At 42.0% G+C, this 18,901-nt stretch carries 13 protein-coding genes and 2 pseudogenes; 4 read left to right on the top strand and 11 right to left on the bottom strand.

Annotated elements, in window-relative coordinates:
* Positions 1 to 741: pseudogene (istA, locus tag EYW48_RS12130) on the bottom strand (IS21-like element ISVch3 family transposase); the annotation flags it as partial.
* 232 nt (positions 742 to 973) lie between these two features.
* On the opposite strand from istA, the pseudogene EYW48_RS12125 reads away from it, so the two are divergent.
* The 4 genes and pseudogenes from EYW48_RS12125 to EYW48_RS12110 form a co-directional block, all read left to right on the top strand.
* Positions 974 to 1,651 (top strand): annotated as a pseudogene (locus EYW48_RS12125) (GNAT family N-acetyltransferase); the annotation flags it as partial.
* Positions 1,651 to 3,408, top strand: a complete 1,758-nt coding sequence (locus EYW48_RS12120; protein ID WP_277432472.1) for an IucA/IucC family protein — start codon at positions 1,651 to 1,653, stop codon at positions 3,406 to 3,408. The pseudogene EYW48_RS12125 and the gene EYW48_RS12120, both read left to right, overlap by 1 nt.
* A gap of 14 nt (positions 3,409 to 3,422) precedes the next feature.
* Positions 3,423 to 4,730: a SidA/IucD/PvdA family monooxygenase gene (locus tag EYW48_RS12115; protein WP_053311482.1), complete on the top strand. Its 1,308-nt coding sequence runs from the start codon at positions 3,423 to 3,425 to the stop codon at positions 4,728 to 4,730.
* Positions 4,731 to 4,879: 149 nt separating this feature from the next.
* Positions 4,880 to 7,054 carry a TonB-dependent receptor gene (locus tag EYW48_RS12110; protein WP_274672681.1) on the top strand — a complete coding sequence of 725 codons (2,175 nt, stop codon included), beginning with the start codon at positions 4,880 to 4,882 and terminating at the stop codon, positions 7,052 to 7,054.
* Positions 7,055 to 7,114: 60 nt separating this feature from the next.
* Here EYW48_RS12110 and EYW48_RS12105 read toward each other — a convergent pair whose 3' ends face one another.
* From EYW48_RS12105 to EYW48_RS12060, 10 genes are all read right to left on the bottom strand, one after another.
* Positions 7,115 to 7,759, bottom strand: coding sequence for a sugar transferase (locus tag EYW48_RS12105; RefSeq protein ID WP_277432471.1), 645 nt, complete (start codon positions 7,757 to 7,759; stop codon positions 7,115 to 7,117).
* A 7-nt stretch (positions 7,760 to 7,766) separates the two neighbouring features.
* A complete protein-coding gene (locus EYW48_RS12100; RefSeq protein ID WP_172533236.1) occupies positions 7,767 to 8,954 on the bottom strand; it encodes a glycosyltransferase family 2 protein in 1,188 nt (395 codons plus the stop codon).
* On the bottom strand, positions 8,951 to 10,051 hold the full coding sequence (locus EYW48_RS12095; protein WP_176245520.1) for a glycosyltransferase: 1,101 nt from the start codon (positions 10,049 to 10,051) through the stop codon (positions 8,951 to 8,953). The genes EYW48_RS12100 and EYW48_RS12095 overlap by 4 nt, the downstream gene beginning before the upstream one ends.
* Positions 10,052 to 10,205: 154 nt before the next feature.
* Positions 10,206 to 11,633 carry a GNVR domain-containing protein gene (locus EYW48_RS12090; protein WP_053311487.1) on the bottom strand — a complete coding sequence of 476 codons (1,428 nt, stop codon included), beginning with the start codon at positions 11,631 to 11,633 and terminating at the stop codon, positions 10,206 to 10,208.
* On the bottom strand, positions 11,630 to 12,748 hold the full coding sequence (locus EYW48_RS12085; protein ID WP_176313871.1) for a glycosyltransferase family 1 protein: 1,119 nt from the start codon (positions 12,746 to 12,748) through the stop codon (positions 11,630 to 11,632). Before EYW48_RS12085 ends, EYW48_RS12090 begins: the two co-directional genes overlap by 4 nt.
* Positions 12,749 to 12,759: 11 nt before the next feature.
* On the bottom strand, positions 12,760 to 13,470 hold the full coding sequence (locus EYW48_RS12080; protein ID WP_277432470.1) for an acyltransferase: 711 nt from the start codon (positions 13,468 to 13,470) through the stop codon (positions 12,760 to 12,762).
* 119 nt (positions 13,471 to 13,589) lie between these two features.
* The gene (locus tag EYW48_RS12075; RefSeq protein ID WP_053311490.1) at positions 13,590 to 14,963 is read right to left on the bottom strand and encodes an O-antigen ligase family protein; all 1,374 of its coding nucleotides are present in this window, start codon (positions 14,961 to 14,963) and stop codon (positions 13,590 to 13,592) included.
* A 13-nt stretch (positions 14,964 to 14,976) separates the two neighbouring features.
* The gene (locus EYW48_RS12070; RefSeq protein WP_171980503.1) at positions 14,977 to 16,398 is read right to left on the bottom strand and encodes a hypothetical protein; all 1,422 of its coding nucleotides are present in this window, start codon (positions 16,396 to 16,398) and stop codon (positions 14,977 to 14,979) included.
* Positions 16,395 to 17,597, bottom strand: a complete 1,203-nt coding sequence (locus EYW48_RS12065) for a glycosyltransferase family 4 protein (RefSeq protein ID WP_171980504.1) — start codon at positions 17,595 to 17,597, stop codon at positions 16,395 to 16,397. The genes EYW48_RS12070 and EYW48_RS12065 overlap by 4 nt, the downstream gene beginning before the upstream one ends.
* Positions 17,598 to 17,603: 6 nt before the next feature.
* Positions 17,604 to 18,797: a glycosyltransferase gene (locus tag EYW48_RS12060; RefSeq protein WP_171980505.1), complete on the bottom strand. Its 1,194-nt coding sequence runs from the start codon at positions 18,795 to 18,797 to the stop codon at positions 17,604 to 17,606.
* Positions 18,798 to 18,901 lie beyond the last annotated feature (104 nt).

Below are 18,901 nucleotides of genomic sequence, written 5' to 3'. Positions count from 1 at the left end.
GCGAGCTGGCATTACGGCGGTTTGATAGTGATTCGCCAGTTTCTGATAGCTGTCGTTCAGTCTCGGCTCATAACGATTCGCTTTGGTGACCGCGCTGCGTAGATTATCAGGGACCAAGAGATGGGGTACGCCACCGAAGTGCTCGAAGGCATTGGCATGCGCCTCTAACCAGTAAGACTTCCCTTGGCTGGGGAAGGCTTCCACATAAGTGTAGTTGGACGCGCCTAAGCTTGCTACGAACACTTCTGCTTCGCGCACTTCGCCTGTGTCAGGATTGACTACCTGAAGCCGAGGCCCACAGTAATCGATAAACAGCTTATCACCTGCCACATGGAGCTGACGCATACTGCGCTTTTGGGTTTTGAACCAACGAGTGAAGTATTCACAGAACTGAGTGTAAGCGTAGGCTTGCTCTTGATATTGCTCATGATATTCCTGCCAGAGCAGCATCTTCGTCATGCCTTTGCGTCTGAGTTCGACAGCGTATTGCGTAAAGTCTGGCATCACCTTATCGCGACTGGCTTTCTTGCCGTGATACAACACCTGAGTGAGTTCTGTGTCACTGCAACCTTCGGGTAGAGGCCAGCCAAGTTGGCTTTGTTTAAAGCGAGTGAGGAGTTCCGAGATGGTGGACGGCCCGAGTTTAAGGCAAGAAGCGATGCTGCGATTTGAGAGACCGCAGTCGTACTTAAGGCGTAATACCTCTTTGATTTTGTTCATTGGAGTTCTCTTTTTAGCCACGGTCGCTTCCTTACGTTCTTGTTTAAGAAGTAAAGAATAGCGAGTGATTGATTTAAAAGAGAAAAAGGAAGGATTTCGGGCATTCCGATCGCGGTTTTCGCTATTCCGATCACCGATTTCGGAGTTAGGCTAAAAGTGATCGGATAATCGCGGAATCAGTGATCGGTTTAAACCGAAATGGGTGATCGGATAATCCCGAAATGACTGATCGGAATGCTCCGAAATATGCAATTTCTATCAATTGCCTTTGCATTGGCATAAACATTTAACTTCAAGTCAATTTCCGTTCAACGAAGTTCAAACTCATGTTCAATATCGTCATCATCCCCAAAGGCCACCTATGCCAAGTGGAATAGTGTATGAACGTTTTGACTATGACGCCCAAACGAACGTTTCTTTTCGAGTATTTGATATCGAGAAAGATCTGCTTCGCTTTGCCCGTTGGATGAATGACCCTCGAGTAGCACATTTCTGGGAGCAAGCGTGGAGCCAAGAGAAGTTAGCGGAGTTTGCTGTTGAACAGCTGAATGACCCCCACATCATCCCATTAATTGGTGAATTTGATGGACAACCATTTGGTTATGTTGAGGCGTATTGGGTAGCTGAAGATCGTTTAAGCTCTTATTTCGATGTTCAACCTTACGACCGGGGTATTCACTTATTAGTCGGTGAAGAGCAATTCCGTGGTCCACGATTTTTTGATGCATGGATGAAAGCTATTACTCATTACCTATTTATTGATGATAACAGGACACAACGCATTGTATTAGAACCAAGGTCAGACAATCACCGTTTGTTTAACCGAATAGAGCAGGTCGGTTATCGAAAATGTTTCGAGTTTAACTTCCCGCATAAACGCTCGGCTCTGTTGATGCAAACTCGCAGCGAATTTTTTAAAGGACAATGGTAATGGAACAACAGGCTTTACATCTCTACTGGCAAGATGCGAATAGAAAAATGGTCGCAAAGCTAATGAGTGAATTAGCGTATGAACAAGCATTTGAACTTAAAACCATACCTGACGGTTTTTCGCTTTCGCTAGAAAGTGGCGTTATATATTCTGGATGTGGTCAGGCGAATATTTGGGGACAAGTTGTATTTGACCCGACAACATTGAAACGAGAAGAGGGTGGTCATTTTTTCGACATTCTTGCTTCAACATTCATGTTGGATATTCAAACACAATTAGAGATTAACGATGAGGTGTTGGCTGAACATTTTGAAGATCTCAATGCTACATTGCTAGGAGATTGTAAGCTAGCCTTACTAAAGCAAGGGCTAACGGCTAACGAATTTGCCAACATGTCTTGTGAACAGCAACAAAGCCTATTTAATGGACATCCCAAATTTGCCTTTAATAAAGGGCGAAGAGGTTGGGGAAGTGATGATCTTCAGTGTTATGCACCAGAGGCACAAAAGGCATTCCAATTGTGTTGGGTGGCGATTGAACGTTCAAATGTCGAGCAAGCCATAGGAAAAAATCTAGACTGGCAAGACTTGGTACTTTCAGCGATGAATAGTGATGACCTGAAAGGTATCAAGCAACAGATTTTGAGTTATAACGTTGACCCAGAACAGTACACACTTATCCCTGTTCATCCTTGGCAATGGCATAAAAAACTATCACTGCTTTTTGTACGTGAATTGGCGCAAAAAACGCTTATTTATTTAGGAGAGCATGGTGATGAATTTTTACCTCAGCTTTCTTTACGTACCTTAAGTAATGTAACTCGCCCGAATGGTTATGACATAAAATTGCCACTGACTATTATGAATACTTCGTGTTATCGCGGTATTCCTGGGCGCTATATTTTGGCTGGTCCACTGGCGTCTGAATGGATTGATCATGTGTTTCAAACTGACCCGATACTGCTGGATAAACAGGCACAAGTACTACAAGAACCTGCGGCAGCATTTGTTGCTCAGCAGGATTATCAGCAATTGGCTAAAGCCCCCTATCGTTATCATGAATTGTTGGGCGTAATTTGGCGCGAATCGGCCCACTCAAAACTAGCACATCATGAAAAATCGATATTAATGGCGGCATTAATGGAATGCGATAACAAAGGAAATCCATTGGTTGCTGAGTATATTCAAGCTTCAGGCTTATCTTCTCAAGCGTGGTTAAGCCAACTCTTTGATGTGGTGGTGATTCCGTTTTATCACTTGTTAGTCAAGTATGGCGTATCTTTAATTGCTCACGGTCAAAACATCACCTTAGTGCTTGAAAAGCATGTGCCTAAACGTATTTTACTTAAAGATTTCCAAGGTGATATGCGCTTGATTGATAGAGAATTACCTGAGCAATCATTGTTACCTAAGGAAGTGAAAGAGGTGACGGTTAAATTACCGGACTCCTTGATTATCCATGATTTACAAACAGGCCATTTTGTTACCGTACTACGGTTTATTTCACCTTTGATGATACGCCTCGGTGTTAATGAAGCCACTTTTTATTCTTTGCTTGGACAATCGATTCAACGGTATATGGCTGAAAACCCTGATCTGAATGAACGTTTTACTCGCCTCGATCTCTTTAAACCTCGAATTTTACGCATCGGGTTAAACCTTGCGAAATTTCGGCACAGCACTGACGGCAGCGTATCACGCATGCTGCCTGATATGGACGACCAGTTAGATAATCCACTTTATCTAGTGACTCAATAATAAGGAAAAATACGATGAATAATTCCTCGAATCAAATGTTGGACATCGCCGGTATTGGTGTTGGTCCATTTAACTTGAGTGTTGCCGCGCTATTGATGCAAAACCCGAGCGTGAATGCCCAATTTTTTGAACGTGCTGAATCCTTTTGCTGGCACCCAGGCTTGTTGCTCGATAATACTCATATGCAAACCATGTTTTTAAAAGATTTAGTCAGTGCGGTTTGCCCTGAAAGCCCTTATTCATTCTTATCCTACTTAGTTAAAAATAAGAAATTCTATCGATTTTTATCGGCAGAATTGGGCTGTATCAGTCGCCATGAATTTTCAGATTACCTCGCTTGGGCAGCACATCAACTACCAAATGTTCAGTTCTCAAGTAAAATCGAACACATTGAACATACGGGCAATGAATTTGAAATCCATGCTACACATGGCCGTTATTTCGCTAAAAATTTATGTATAGGTACCGGAAAAGTACCTTACATGCCTAACTGTGCTAAACCACATATCGGTGAACGAGTATTTCATGCTGCTGAAATGGGGTTAAGAGAGCGAGACTTTACCGACAAGCGGGTGCTAATTGTTGGTGGAGGGCAAAGTGGCGCAGACATTTTTATTAATGCATTACGTGCTAAATGGGGGCAACCTCGCTCACTTGATTGGCTATCTCGTCGTTCTAATTTTCAACCTTTAGATGAAGCAGCATTCACCAATGAGTTCTTTACACCAGAATATGTTGATGCGTTTGTTGGTCTATCGCCAAAGGTAAAGAAAACGGAAATTGCAGCACAAAAGCTGACATCTGATGGGATCACTCAAGCGGCTATTTTGGATATTTATCGTGAGTTATATCATCGCTTTGATGTATTGAAACAAGATAAATGGGTGAGGTTATTGCCACATCGAAGTTTGAACCAACTTAATCAAACTAAAAATGGATTTGAGGCGGCAGCATTTAATGCCCTCAGTCAACAAAACGAAGTTCATCAAGCCGATATTATTATTTTGGCCACGGGGTTTAGTGCGCCATATCCAACCTGTTTAGACACTATCTTGCCGATGTTGGAGCTAGATAAGCAGGGACGTTATCAACTGAGTGAGAACTTCGAACTTCAGTGGAAGGGAAGTGCTCGCAATAAGATCTTTGCGGTCAATGCAGGAATGCATACACATGGTATTTCTGAGCCGCAGTTGAGTTTAATGGCGTGGCGTAGTGCTAGGATCATCAATCAACTTTGCCAGAAAACTGTTTTTGATTTAGACACAGGACGAGGAATGATTGAGTGGGTCAGTGAAAGTCGTATCGCTGAGCTTGTAGAATAATCAACTTATTGAATATTTTCGAAAATGCCGCCTGCCATATCATTATAAATTCACATTGTTTTTTCATTTTATATAGTAATGAAGTGGCAAATGAGTATTATTATCAATTCCGATAATTGCAACTATATGAAGTAACAGAGAAAGATAAAATGAAAGCTCAAAAAAGGATATTTACATTAACGTCTATTGCAGCAGCAGTTGTGTCTGCAATGGCATTTGTACCAACAGCATCAGTGGCTGAAGAAATCAAATCTACACAAGACAAAATGGTTGTCGTTTCCAGCCGTGCGCCAAAAGCCATCAGTGAGATTCCAGGAACGGTTTGGTATGTTGATTCTGAAACCATTGAACGCGAGTATCGTGGTGGTAAAAGCCTAGGTGAAATATTAGCGATAGCCGTACCTTCATTGGATGTCGCGACAGAAGGACGTACAAACTACGGTCAAAATTTACGTGGTCGTGCGATGTTGGTAATGATTGATGGGGTGACCTTACAATCTTCACGTCAAATTAGTCGCAACCTTGATGCCATTGACCCATTTAATATTGATCGCATTGAAGTATTATCGGGTTCGACCTCAATCTATGGAGCTGGAGCTACGGGTGGTGTTATTAACATCATCACCAAAAAGTCACAGAGTGAAGAATTAGAGTTTGAAAGCTACGTTAGTGGTCGTTCTGGTTTTAACACGAGTGATGATTTTGATTATAAAATGGCACAGTCGATTTCAGGTGGCAATGACCGTCTTCAAGCGCGAGCTTCAGTCGTATACGGAGAGACACAAGGTTTCTACGATGCTGATGGCACGATTGTTACGCCAGATATTTCGCAAGGCTCGCTTCAGTTCAATACGCTTGTTGATACGTTGTTAACCATGGGGATACAGATCTCAGAAACTAAACAACTTAACCTACTTGCTCAATATTATGATAATCAGCAAGACTCACCTTATGGTTTATACATTAAAAGTAAAAATGATATTGAAGTGCGTGACGGTTTTGAATCTGATCGCCAACAAGGTACTGAACGCATTATGCTTGGTGTTGCGTATAGCAACACAGCATTCTTCAGTCATCAACTGTTGGCTGAATTTTCGTATCGCAAAGAAGATCTCACTTTTACACCGTATTATCAAAGTGCATCGCAACAAACGACGGATGTAATCTCACTCAAAGCAGCGCTATCGAAAAACTTTGAGCGTTTCCAATTGGTTTATGGTGTGGATGCTTATGTCGATCAATTTACGTCAAATCAAGCATTGTTTGACCCCGCAGTGGCAAATGCCAGTGGTCAATTGATCAACCGTACTTATGCGACAGTAGGGCGCTATGCTAATACGGATGTGACCTCTATCGCTGCATTTGTGCAGGGGGATTATGCTTTAACGGATGATTGGTCATTGCAAGGTGGTTACCGTTACCAATACATGAACAATGAGATTGGTGATTTTGTTGGTGCTAAACAGCAAAAAGCGATTGCAGCCGGAAATGGCACTTCAGCTGATGCGGTACCAGGTGGCGAAACGGATTACACCATTGGGCTCTTCAATCTAGGGACACTCTATAAGCTTAACCATGAATCACAGCTATGGGCAAACTTCTCGCAAGGTTTTGATTTAGCCGATCCTGCTAAATGGTATGGCCAAGGTGATTACAGTAACACCCCTGATGCTGACGGTCACTATACATTGAACAAGAGCATTAACGTCAACGATTCTAAACTGTCTGGTATAAAAACTAACAGCTTTGAAGTAGGTTACCGACTAGACAAAGAGGCGCTTTCGCTACAAACCGCTGCGTATTACTCAGAATCTGATAAATCAATAACCTACGATAAAAACTCACTACTGATTAAGGAAATCGAAGATAAAAACCGTGTATATGGTTTGGAAGCGATGCTTTCTTATTGGTTAACAGACGCTGTTCAAGTGGGGGGGTACGGTCATTACGTGAAATCAGAAAAGAAAATTGATAATGAGTGGAAAGACATCTCTATTGGTTCTGCAAGTACTTCGAAAGCCGGTTCGTGGATTGGTTGGTATGAGTCAGATTTCGCTCTTAAACTGCAAAGTCAAACCATGTTCGATTACACGGATGCAGACGATAATACCTTGAATGGTTACACCACATTTGATTTTGTCGGAAGTTACCAATTACCTGTGGGTAGTTTAGGTTTCGGCATTTCAAATTTATTGAATAAAGAATACACCACGATTTGGGGTCAGCGTGCACAAAATGTGTACTCGTCTCATTACGCGGCAGAGGCTTATGACTATAAAGGTCGTGGCCGTACCTTCACCTTGAATTATCAAGTGAAGTATTGATAATTCACTCCTTTAACTATATGTAATAAAAAAGGTGCGGTTCTCGCACCTTTTTATTGCTTAACGTCCTCTACCGTCGATCATCACTATTAAGGTTTTAGTGAGGATACTTAAATCCATACTCAGCCATCCACCTAATGAATTCATGGATAACGCATAACTATGGTCAAAACCGACTTTGCGTCGAACGTCATCGATGCAGGTATCGTAACCTTGATTAACTTGGGCAAGGCCAGTAATTCCAGGTAATACTCCATAAGTTCGATCTGCAAAATAGGGAATGGCTTGCTCGAGTTTTTGATAGAAACCGGGTCTTTCTGGGCGTGGTCCGATCAAAGACATTTCGCCTTTTAATACATTAAATAGTTGTGGAATTTCATCCAAACGAGTTTTTCTCAAAAAACGACCAACAGGTGTAATACGAGGATCATTTTCGGTTGCCCACACAGCGCCAGAGCGGGTTTCAGCATCTTCATACATGGTACGAAATTTGATGATTTCAAAGAACGCCATTTTTTCAGGGGTTGATTTACCCACTCGCAATTGGCGATATAAAACAGGTCCTGATGATGTGGTTTTAATCGCTAATGCAATAAACGGTAAAATGGGTAGTAGTAATAGCAGACCAAGTGCAGCACCGATAAAATCAAAGATGCGCTTGGTTGCATAAACGGATAAGCGAGTAAGTTTGCGAGTTTTCATCATCATCTCCTTAACGATTGACTCGAGCCCAACGGCCATTTTCCAACCCAAGTAGGTAGCGTAGCCCACCGATAAAATTGGCATAATGGCCCGCAACGATATATGTCACTAATTGGCAAATTTTGTAGCTAAATAGTCGTGGGAATAGCACGCCTAATGCCCCTAGGCTATAGGCAAATATTTGTAGTAATAACAGAATCATGAATAAAAAATTATGCATGAGTACAAGTGAGCAACTGAAGCAAATCAGCATCAAGTATGGGGTTGCTAAACGCAATCCTTTCCCTGAAAAGAAGGCAAAAGCAACACCTTTATATCGTGGGCTAAACAATTCAAATAAGTGAATCATTTGTTGCATGTTACCGGCAGAAATACGTAAACGTCGTTTGAAATCACTCTCTTGTTGGGTTGGCTCAAGTTCGAGGGCCACCATATTGGGTTCGTAATGCGCGAGATATCCTTTACGAATGATTTCCATAGGCAGTACAAAATCATCATTGATCGTATTTTCAGATAAAGGTTCGAATAAAGCGGTTCGAAAGAGATAAAGCGCACCATGAGCCCCAAGGGTGGATCCTAGTGAAGCTTCATTCAGTTTGACTTGTCCTTGATAACGCCAGTAATTTGTTTCACCTTGGTTGGTTTGATCAAGTAACTGATATTGAGCATTCACGACACCTACATCTGGATTCATAAAGTGCTGCTCAGCAATGAGCAAAGCATCCAATGAGATTAAAGCACTAACATCACTAAAAGCCGTGATCTCAGATTGAACATACGTCATTTCATCATTCAGTAACGCCACTTTTCCGCGGTTAAGCGTATAGCTGTGGACCTCAAAATAGGTATCACTACAAATAGCTTCTTGTATGGTTTGTTCTGCTATTTCTACAGTATCATCTGTACAACCATCACAGGCAATAATGACGGTCAGCTGGCTTTTGGGATAGTCAAGAGCTGCGAGATTGCGAATTTTTTCAGCAATCCAGCGAGATTCATTAAAGGCAGGGACCACAACGGTCACACTTGGGCGTAAAGAGTCATTTTGCGCTTGACGGTAACCTCTTAGTGTTTTGGGGACGGTTTTGATTGGATGGCTTTTGGAGTACCACTTGAGAAACAAGGGATATCCAACATGATGATAAATAATCAAACCGCCACAGGTTATACATACAACAATTAAGATAAGTTCCATCATGCTAACGCCTCCGTAGCTAAAGATTCATACGAATTCACCATTTGCCGAATATCGCTGTGAGCGAGCACAAACGTTCTTGGGTTAAAGCATATGGGGTAGTCTAAAGCTTGCTTCAAGCCTATGGCGAGATCCAATACTCGATTTGGTTTGACAATAAATCCAGACAATGGGCAAAGCGTTTCGCGTGATGCGCCGACATTGGTCAGCACGGCGGATGTTCCGCATGCCTGAGCCTCTAATGGTGAAAGAGGAAAACCTTCGCAGCGTGACGGCATACAAAATAGGTCGATGGCTTGATAAAAAATAGGCATGTCTTCAACTAAACCAAGAAAATGAACGCGAGAGGTGACAGCGCAACGTTTAGCTAGAGCTTGCAATTTATCCCTTTGTGAACCTTGCCCCGCAATGACTAAGTGAACAGAATCCGGCAGTAGTGCTAATGCTTTTATTGCTAAATCATGGCCTTTCACTGTTTCTAGGCGACCAGCACAACCAATAAAGGTGGTGTCTGCATCTAAGCCAAGTTGTTTGCGTGCTTGTTTTTTTGAACCTAAGTTAAATTTTTCGCAGTCGATACCATTTTTAACGGTAATGGTGTTTGCATAATGAAAGCGTTGTCTTAATGTGTCAGCAACATAACTTGCGTCCCCAACAAGAATTGGTTTGACAGCCTTCAATACCCATTTTTGTAAGTTGAAATGTTTTTTATTCTCTAAATGCCAAACATCATGTTCGGTATGAATTCGAACCTGAACTTTTGCTATTTTGGCTGCAATACCCGCATAAATTAATGGACCAATATGATGAGTATGCACCACATCAACTCTAAGAAAGCGAAACAGATTAACTAGGACTGGAATCATAGCTAGGTGTACACCGTTTTTTTTATCCAGAAATAATAACCGGTCGCTAAAGGCTTCAAGCTTCGGCCAGTTCTTAATCGCTGCTTCTTTATTTCCTTCTAAACTGAGGATGAGAGTATTGGTCTGTGGGTTTGCAAAATTCAATAAATCGAGCGTTAAGCTTTCAAGCCCACCAGGAGCAAGATGCTGAACTACATGTATAACATTACGACGGTAAGGTTGCTGGTTGTTCATCATGTCATCCTTTAACGACTAGGTTTAAAGTAAATAAGGCATGAAGCATGCCAATAAAAATGGCATTGTTTTTCAATGCATTAGGTGGTTTTTTTTGTTGAGGCTAACGTTCAATTCCAATCTGAGAATCGAATTGAACGTTAGATTTGCAAAATCAAAGAGAGACTTTCGGTATAACGGTAAGAACGGGAGATTTGGTGAGGTTTTCCAATTCATCACGACGACGAATGCTGGTATCAAACAATTCACTTACTGTGGCAAGCCCACAGCCTAATGCAATCCCAGCAATAAAGCCTGCTATCACAAACAAAATGCTAGGCAGATTGGATGGTGTGCTTGGTGTATAAGGTAAATCGATGATTTTCACCCGTTTGTTTTGTTCAAACACACCAAGAGAACCGGTTAGTTGCGCCATTTCATAGCGCTGTAGTAACTCATCGTACAACTGACGCTTAATCTGTACATCGCGTTTTAAACGGTATAATTCTTTGGCATTGTCACCAAAGTTATTAGCTTTGTTCTCTAATTCGAAAATGATTTGGCGTAAGCTTTTTGTTTCCTCATTTAACGCTTCATAACGGCTACGTGCATTTTGTAGGCCTTGCAGTTGAGTGACGAGTAATGGCTGAACTTCATTTAAATCAGACAATGTATTACTACTGGCTATATCCCATAGCTGGTCACTATTCAAGTTAGGGTGCCCTTGTCCGAGTATGGTCGTTCTTTCTAACTCTAAACGCGATAATTCGCGTTTTTTAGCTTGCACCAAACTATGAGAGTCGGTGTATTTTGATTGAAGCAATGCTAAATCACTGCGTATTTGAATTATTTTATCTTCAATTTTACCGATCACCGGATTGGTTTTTGAAAGCTGTTCATCCAAGCTACCTAGTCCTTTTTTAACGCCGGATAACTCAGCCTCCTTTTCTGACAATGATTGTTTTAAAGCCGCAAGCCGATTTAAACTTTGCGTTTGCATTTCCGGTGAAACGGATGAATTTTGGTTGTTATAAATAGCGAGCGCATTTTCTGCAACATCCAACTCAGCCCTACGTTTTTCAATATGCATGGTTAAAAAATCGCTTGAGTCTCGAATTGATGAGCGTTCAGGTGCAAGTAATTGGTCAATAAAATGTTCGCTCACGGCTTGCAACGTCTCTTTCATGCCTTTAGGGGATGAACCTTGTAACTCAATTTTAATAAAATCTTTGCCAAGCATGCTGATTGAAAGGTTGTTGGATAATTTGTTGATGGCTCTTTCTATCTCGCTACCCGACATCGTGTCATTGACCAATTCAAGCTCCTGAGCAACTGAAAATAGAACATGGCGACTCTTCAAGAGAGTGCTGAGTGCGCTCATGCGATCATTGAGCATGGTTGATACTGCGATATCTTCCAAAAAAGGATTCATTTTGGCGGTTTCTTGGATCAACATACTAGTATGTGATTGGTATTTTAGCGGAGTGAGGTAGGAGACGAGTAAGCCAACTACAGGTAAAATAAGCATTGGCAGTGCAATTAAATAGCGTCTGCGCCATGCCCCGCAAAGAATCACCAATAGACGTAATTTTAGTTGATTCATAATAGCTCCAACATCCAATTGACGAATTGACTGCGGCTATCCCAACTCTCTTGAGTCACGATATCTCGGGGAAGTTTTGGTTGCTGGCAAGCAAGATGCAGCATACTGATCATTTCTTCACTATTTTGAGCAATATTTACGTGCTTACGGTATGGCTTCAATGCCGGAAAATCAGTTGTGACAATCGCACTGCCTGCAGCTAAGTACTCCATTAACTTTAACGGACTACAGGCTTGGATCTGCTGGTTTGCTTTGAAGGGCAGTAAGCTTACATTCCAGTGTTGGCTGTAACTAGGCAGTAAATAATGCGCTTTAGGGCCAAGGTAATGCACGTTAGGTAACTTAGGTAATTGGCACGACGATAATTCTATAGGACCGATGAACACAAATTCCCAGTTGGGTAAGTTGCACGCAATGTGATGAATTAAATCGTAATCAAGCCATTGAGATAAGCTGCCATAAAAACCTGCGATAGGCTTGCCATTGTTCGGTAGGTCGCTAGCACGTGGTGACGGAGTTGAAAAAAGCTGAGTATCAACGCCATGAGGAAGAAGTTGTGTTTTACACGCTGGAAATTTAGCTTTGATATTTTCACTGGCGGCGAAAATTAAATTCGCTTTTTCAGCAAGGCATCGTTCATGCATTGTAACCACACGATGATCAACCCCCGCTAAGGCAGAAAAGTCATCCCCACAATAATACACCACCGCCGATTCATTCAAATGCCCGCAAAGATCGGCAGCGGTTGGTAACGAGCTCCATAAAATCGGCGAGCTAAGCGACATTTTTTCTAGGATAGGATGCAGTTGGTGTAGCATGACATCCCTTGCAATACGGCGTGCTATCGCACTTTTTGGCGCTGGTATTGTGCGTAAATTAACGACTTTGATTGAATTTAACTCAGTTTGTTTAGCTGAGTGGTTATAGCCAGTTTTAGCTTTACCTAGTATTTTTTGCACAGCGCGCGTTGAATCCCGCCATGTAAGCGCTGGTTGACGTAAGCCAATCGAGTTAACCCATACCACTTGACGATCTTGTGCCAAACGACCAACCAAGTGTTGAGTACTTGAGGGTAGGCCACCCCAATCTTCACCAAATACAATTAGATCACGCATACGATGTCTCCTTACTTGAGGGGTTTTATCACTTGCGCAGGATTTCCTGCGGCAATAACAAAAGGCGGAATACTTTTTGTTACAACACTGCCAGCGGCGATGACACTGCCTTGACCTATGGTGACACCACTTTTTACGGTGACATTGGTACCCAACCAGACATCCTTTTCTAAAATAATGTCACCGACTTGGTTGAGATCATCGGCTTCACCTAAAGCGCGACGTTTCGCATCCAGTGGATGGCCAGAATAACCACATAGAAATCCTTTACCGGCTATTCGAACGTTGTCGCTAATTACAACTTTATTACCCACCGCAATTGTGGTTTGCCAACCGATATCAACATTATTCCCAACCAATAGTTGTGGGTTTTGTGAAGCAGTGCGCCCGCTAAATGTAGTCTGCCCAGAGATACGACAGTCGTCGCCGAGTTGAATGTGTAAAGGACCACTAATAAAAGGGAGCCCGCCATACAAATACAAGCGTTGCCCACTTTGAGATGTTCTACCTCTAAATGCTGGGGTATAAAACAATAAGCGAGACAAATTGCTAATAAATGTGCGGATCAGCGTTAGAAAGAAGTACAACGCTTTATTCCATATTTGCGGGAATGGGATTTCAAACGAGCGCATCTTTTTCAATAAAAAGAAAATAGAACGCAATGAAGTATTTGGGTGATATTGCAACCAAATTTTGAATTGATGAACTCTAGATGCCAGCATAAACAATGTCCTATTTTGAAAAATAACGAAGTCTTTTTCTTTTAATAGTTCATGTTATGTGCCATAAAATAATGTATTAAAAATCAAATGGATAGTTATCAATTGAAATAATCAACTGATTAATTCTCATTTTGACAATCGTTTTGAGCGATATAGGAAACAGCAACTGTGAGTGCGGCCAAAATGTAAATGGGCCAGTTAAAACCTTGGGTTAAAAAGGTTCCAGAGACAATGGTCCCCATTAAACCAGCATAGACGGCGTTGGCGGCCGCGATGAGGTTTGGTGCAACGACAGATTGATGATGGTCAAGGTGTTTTAGTGTTCTGCGGGCGGTTACAATAAGCGAAATGATAAATAGGATAAAAACCGCCAGTCCAAGAAAACCGGTTTCAGCCAGTACGCCAAACCAGGTGCTATGTACAGCATGATTCAAGCCATCCCAATGTGGGCTGTAAAAAAAATAGTTTGAGTAAAAATTGTTTAAACCAACGCCAGTCAAAGGTCTATCTAATGCCATTTTAAACGCAGCTTCCCATGCATATAAACGGCCCATTGCCGAAGCATCAATTCCAGCCTCAGCAGCGCCGCCGGAAGCTCGATCTGAAATACCTGCCGCATAGTACATCACCAAAGCGCCAACAGCGCCGATACTAAGCAAAAGCACTTTGGATCGAATTAATTTAAAGGCATAAATACCAATCACTGCTAAAGCGCCGAGTAATCCTCCGCGGCTTTGGGTTGCAATCACTGCTGCTATTAATAAAACGGTGGCAACAAGACCAATAAAACGAACGAAACCATGAATACCTTGAGTCGTTGTTAAACTAATGGAAAAAGCCAATGGAAACATCAGCACTAGTGCTAGATCATTAGGATCTCCCAGCATAGAGCCTAATTCACGGCCAATGGTGACACGAGTTCCTTCCACTAGCCCTATTTGATTAATAGAATTGCTGATCGCCACCATGGCAATCAACATGCCAGATAACGTAATTAACAGTGAAATTCGTCCTAGGTTCTGTGAAGTGTTCACCAGCCAAACGATGGCAAGTGTCATAACAATGATCTTCCAATAAATACTTTTAAAATTCGCCAGAGCTTCTCCACGATTCGAGGCAAATGCAATACCGATGATAACCAATACCCAGAATATCGTTAAGAAAGTTAATGAGTGGTGCCAATAGACTTTTAAGTCTCGGCTTATTAAGGTGTGCCAAAGTAGGGCTGATAACGCGCCAAGTGAAAGAAGGAGTGGGATTTTTAGTGCAAATAAAATGGGAAATGCTTCATGCAAGCGAAAGAAAGAAAACACCACAAATAAGGTTACTAACCAGAAAGTCTGGTTAATTACGAACAAAATAGCAAACGGCAGTAAGGAAATGGCAATAGGAACTGCTGGGTTAGGAATATATAACCAAAGTAGGGCGATCCCTAAGCAAAGCGAGCTAACCATAATAATTGTTGAAATACGGCTGACTTTATTTATCTCCATACTGGCTTCCTTACTATCGGCTGCTGAGTTTGAATGAAGGATGAAACCAAGCACTAGGCAAAATGACAAGACGTGTTATCAGTGCCATTAGCAATATCATAATTGGTGCGAGAATAGACCCCACGATTAACATCCAGAGAAATTCAGCATGCCATGCGATGATCAAGCAAAAACCAACGCAGAGCATCAATGCGATAGAGCTTTTGTAAGCATAGGGGATAGGCTGTAATTGATGGCTGAAATAGATAACCAATAAGCAACGAAAGCCTTGAGCAATGATCAGAGCAATCAGTATTCCGCTAATCCCAATAGTAGCCCAAAACCCACACAGGGTTAAACCGGCAGTGGTAGCGGTAAGGTTAATTGCGAATAACCAATGTGTTTTTTTATGATGAAGTAAACCCAGATTAAACAGCTCACTTTGCTCTTTAAAAAATGCAACGGCTAAGGTACCAATCAACATTTTGGCTGCATCGGCATATTCTAATGGTAAGGAAAAAAGGATAATGACTTGCCCAGCAAATGCGATAGTGACTGTGAGTAACGCAATATAAACCATGCCATATTGTGTGTATTTTACCGCTTGTTGTGGGCCTTTTTGCTCCAAGGTAGTGAAGCGTTTGGGCATCCACCACATACCAAAAGGTTGAACTAGTATACACATTGCTAAGGAAAGTTTGATGGCAATAGCGTAATGAGCCAACTGCTCTAGTGAGCTTGAAAAGGCGATGATCCAACGCTCTGAGCCACTCAATCCAAAAGCAATTAAGCCTGATAGAGCTAGAGGAAGTGCATAACCTAGATACACTTTAGGTCGTGCAGGCCACTGCCAATCAAAGTGATTGTAGTGTTGAAGCAATAATAACTGAACAACGCTTGCTACAGCGCCTACCGTTAGGATACCTATAACCGTCGGAAATAGATGTAATACCGCCATAATGCCACATACTTGCATACCCGTTGTTGTAATACTGATTTTAAAAAACAACATTGGTTTGTCGATCATCCTTAACCAAGCGGTACTGATCGCAATGGCGCCTTCTAATCCAACAACCAATAAAATCAAGCTTTGCTCTTGTACTGTAAAAGGTAAACTCACGGAAGTGGAGAAACGAATGAATTGAAAAACTAGCCAAAAGCCTATAGCAATCAATGTGCCCAATATCAATGCAAAGGTGAACAACTCGCTTGCTTTTATCCATCGTTGATGCTGTGTTTTTTTTACTCCGGCAAATCGGTATAGACATTCATGTAAGGCTAAACCTGCCATAATGCCGAAACATGCGCTGATGGTAGCCAGAAGCTCGAGCTTTCCGACTTGGTCAACCGTTAAGTAGTAGGTAATTAAAGGCAGCATGAATAAAGAGACACCCTTACTGAGAAATAGACTTAAGGCATAAATACCCATGTTTTTCATTGGTTGCGACAGAATCACAATGAACTCCTTAGCGACATAGGAGCCGTAGAAGGTAGTCTCTTGTTATGATGATTAATAGCATAACCAATAGCCCAATATGTACTTTCAGCATGATATTGGTGTGCAAATTGCGCAGCTTTAGTACCAATTCTTGCGACGACTAATCGTTCAGCGCTGGCATATAAAATTGCTTCGCTTAGACTGTTGCTATTATTAGGTTGATACTTAATACAATTCAGATCATGAGTTAAAACGTTATCCCAATACGCCCCATCTTGTGGGATGAGGACACACATACCCGCTGCTAATGCTTCTAATATCGACAAGCCAAACGGCTCATGGTGGCTAGTTGATACGAATATATTGCTTTGTCGACGTATATCATCCAGATTTTTCGGGTCTTCGTACCACTGAGCTAGAGCTAGTTTTTGTGGTGCGATACTGCAAGGGAGCGAGATATCTTGCGGGCGAATAAAGCAGATATTTGCGCGACAAGATTGAATCTCGTTTATCTCGGAGAGTGACTCAGACAATAGGTCTAACCCTTTCCATTTGAGTAGTGAAGCACACCAAAACACCACTGGAGTTTCATATTGGCAAGGCGATGGCCATTTATCTTGAGTGATACCATTAACAAAAGGAGTAAACTGGCGGCTTTGACAGACAAATTGTGCAATTAAACTAGCATCAAGATAAGTGTATTGAGTTTGGTAATAACGGCAAAGGGCATTGATTAAACTGCGTTGAGTGGACGGTAGATAAAAGACAGAGTTTGCTTGAGTTAAGCAATAACCAATTGATCGTGAGCAAGCGACAGGGCCGTGGATAAACTGCAATAGTTTAAAGCGAAAGATTGGTCTTAGAAGATAAAGAGGCATATCAATACCCGGACCAGATGCTCCAATTGCTATTGAAACCCGACTAAGCTTCAATAAAAGGAACAACAGATAAAGACTATAAATGCATTGCTTAAACCAAAATGCAAACCCAGAAGTCGCTTTGGCAATAAAACGAAATGAAGGTAATGAAATAAAATCGACCGTTTGCTTGTCGCTAAATCCAACGTCTTGCCATGACTCTAAACTGGATGTGATCACGGTAAAGCGCGTGGTGGTGTGGTCACATAAAGATAACGCTTCTCTGGTCGCGATTTTTGACCCGCCTTTAAAGGCGATGGGGTCAAAAATAATACAATGAGTTGGGTGAGAGTTCATCATCCCCTCCTAAGCAAAGTGCTTTGTTATGTAAGTTTTCACTGGGCGAAATGCCGCTAACCAAGAAAACTCTGGTAAGTTTTGCGCTTCTAATAACTGTTCGTACACAAACTCAATCGCTCGCGCATTATGTTGGATTGTATGGCGGGCAAGTACATTCTGTTTTGCGCGTACACCAAGCGCCCGTGCAGGGTAAGGATGCTTCATCACGGCTCGCATTGCTTCGACTAAAGGTTTGATCGAGGAGTTTTCATAAAGAAGCCCAGTTTGCTTATGGCGAATAATTTCAGGTATGCCGCCCACTCTGGGGGCAACAATCGGTAGTTCGGCAAGTGCAGCTTCAATAATCACCAAGCCAAACGCCTCATTTCGAGCCCCGCTGACAAACGCATTTGATGCATGAAGCCAACCCTGAACGTTAGTTTGCTCACCCACGAAATGGACATGATTATTGATATGCAGCTCATCCGCATTGAGTTCTAAAGAATGCCGTTGAGGTCCTTCGCCAATCACCAATAAATGAGTATTGGGATATTCTAATGCCAGATGGCGGATCGCCGACAATATACGATCAATCCCTTTACGATGTATTAAAGAACCAACGGTAATGAACACGTAAGCATCATCAGCAATCCCCAATTTTTCATTTAAATCAACCGCAGAAAAATGTTTAAGCCGATCAACATCAATACCATTATGAATGACGGAGAGGCGATCACGTTTATATCCATCACGACGTAAATGCTCAGTAATCGCTTTGCTGACGGCAATAATATGTGGCGAAAAATGCAGCCCGAGCGTTAGGCGATCGCGCATTGGATAGTCAGAATGTAGTTGTGTCACCATCGGTGTTTTGGTGATTCTAGCTGCAAGGCTCATCCACTGGCAGGGAGCGCCGCTGTTGACATGGATGATATCGATTTGCGCCCGTTTTATATAATCGATGCCTTGTTTTACTAAGCGATACCAACCTAGCACGCTGAATCGAGGGGCTTTCCAGCCTAGAAGTAAAGTAAATGGAGAATACTCACTGTGCACTGCATCGTTTTGCATTCTATGATGCAGGGCTTCGCAATTGGTCCAGACATAAGGAGTGTATTGAGCTCGGTTTAGGTGCGTAACTAAATCAAGCAAACATTGTTCACTACCGCGAATCCAATTATCACCGTAATGGACAAACAACACGCGTTTACGGTTTTTCATGATAATATCTCCTTTTGCTTTCGTTAAGGAAAGGATTGCAAATGGAGTGCCAATGATAAAATTGTGCTATTTAACTGTTTTTAAAAGTATTATTTTATTGAGGT

Origin of the sequence: Vibrio sp. 1180_3 (genome assembly GCF_029478545.1) — a bacterium.
In the GTDB taxonomy this organism is placed as follows: Bacteria; Pseudomonadota; Gammaproteobacteria; order Enterobacterales; family Vibrionaceae; genus Vibrio; species Vibrio aestuarianus.
This window is presented reverse-complemented; position numbering and strand designations above follow the sequence as displayed.

What these genes read in the sequence shown, in the direction of transcription:
- EYW48_RS12075 (WP_053311490.1), bottom strand. Translation starts at nt 14,963, where the DNA reads ATGGAGATAAATAAAGTCAGCCGTATTTCAACAATTATTATGGTTAGC.
- EYW48_RS12105 (WP_277432471.1), bottom strand. Translation starts at nt 7,759, where the DNA reads ATGATGAAAACTCGCAAACTTACTCGCTTATCCGTTTATGCAACCAAG.
- EYW48_RS12110 (WP_274672681.1), top strand. Translation starts at nt 4,880, where the DNA reads ATGAAAGCTCAAAAAAGGATATTTACATTAACGTCTATTGCAGCAGCA.
- EYW48_RS12065 (WP_171980504.1), bottom strand. Translation starts at nt 17,597, where the DNA reads ATGATGAACTCTCACCCAACTCATTGTATTATTTTTGACCCCATCGCC.
- EYW48_RS12095 (WP_176245520.1), bottom strand. Translation starts at nt 10,051, where the DNA reads ATGAACAACCAGCAACCTTACCGTCGTAATGTTATACATGTAGTTCAG.
- EYW48_RS12100 (WP_172533236.1), bottom strand. Translation starts at nt 8,954, where the DNA reads ATGATGGAACTTATCTTAATTGTTGTATGTATAACCTGTGGCGGTTTG.
- EYW48_RS12090 (WP_053311487.1), bottom strand. Translation starts at nt 11,633, where the DNA reads ATGAATCAACTAAAATTACGTCTATTGGTGATTCTTTGCGGGGCATGG.
- EYW48_RS12120 (WP_277432472.1), top strand. Translation starts at nt 1,651, where the DNA reads ATGGAACAACAGGCTTTACATCTCTACTGGCAAGATGCGAATAGAAAA.
- EYW48_RS12085 (WP_176313871.1), bottom strand. Translation starts at nt 12,748, where the DNA reads ATGCGTGATCTAATTGTATTTGGTGAAGATTGGGGTGGCCTACCCTCA.
- EYW48_RS12080 (WP_277432470.1), bottom strand. Translation starts at nt 13,470, where the DNA reads ATGCTGGCATCTAGAGTTCATCAATTCAAAATTTGGTTGCAATATCAC.
- EYW48_RS12060 (WP_171980505.1), bottom strand. Translation starts at nt 18,797, where the DNA reads ATGAAAAACCGTAAACGCGTGTTGTTTGTCCATTACGGTGATAATTGG.
- EYW48_RS12115 (WP_053311482.1), top strand. Translation starts at nt 3,423, where the DNA reads ATGAATAATTCCTCGAATCAAATGTTGGACATCGCCGGTATTGGTGTT.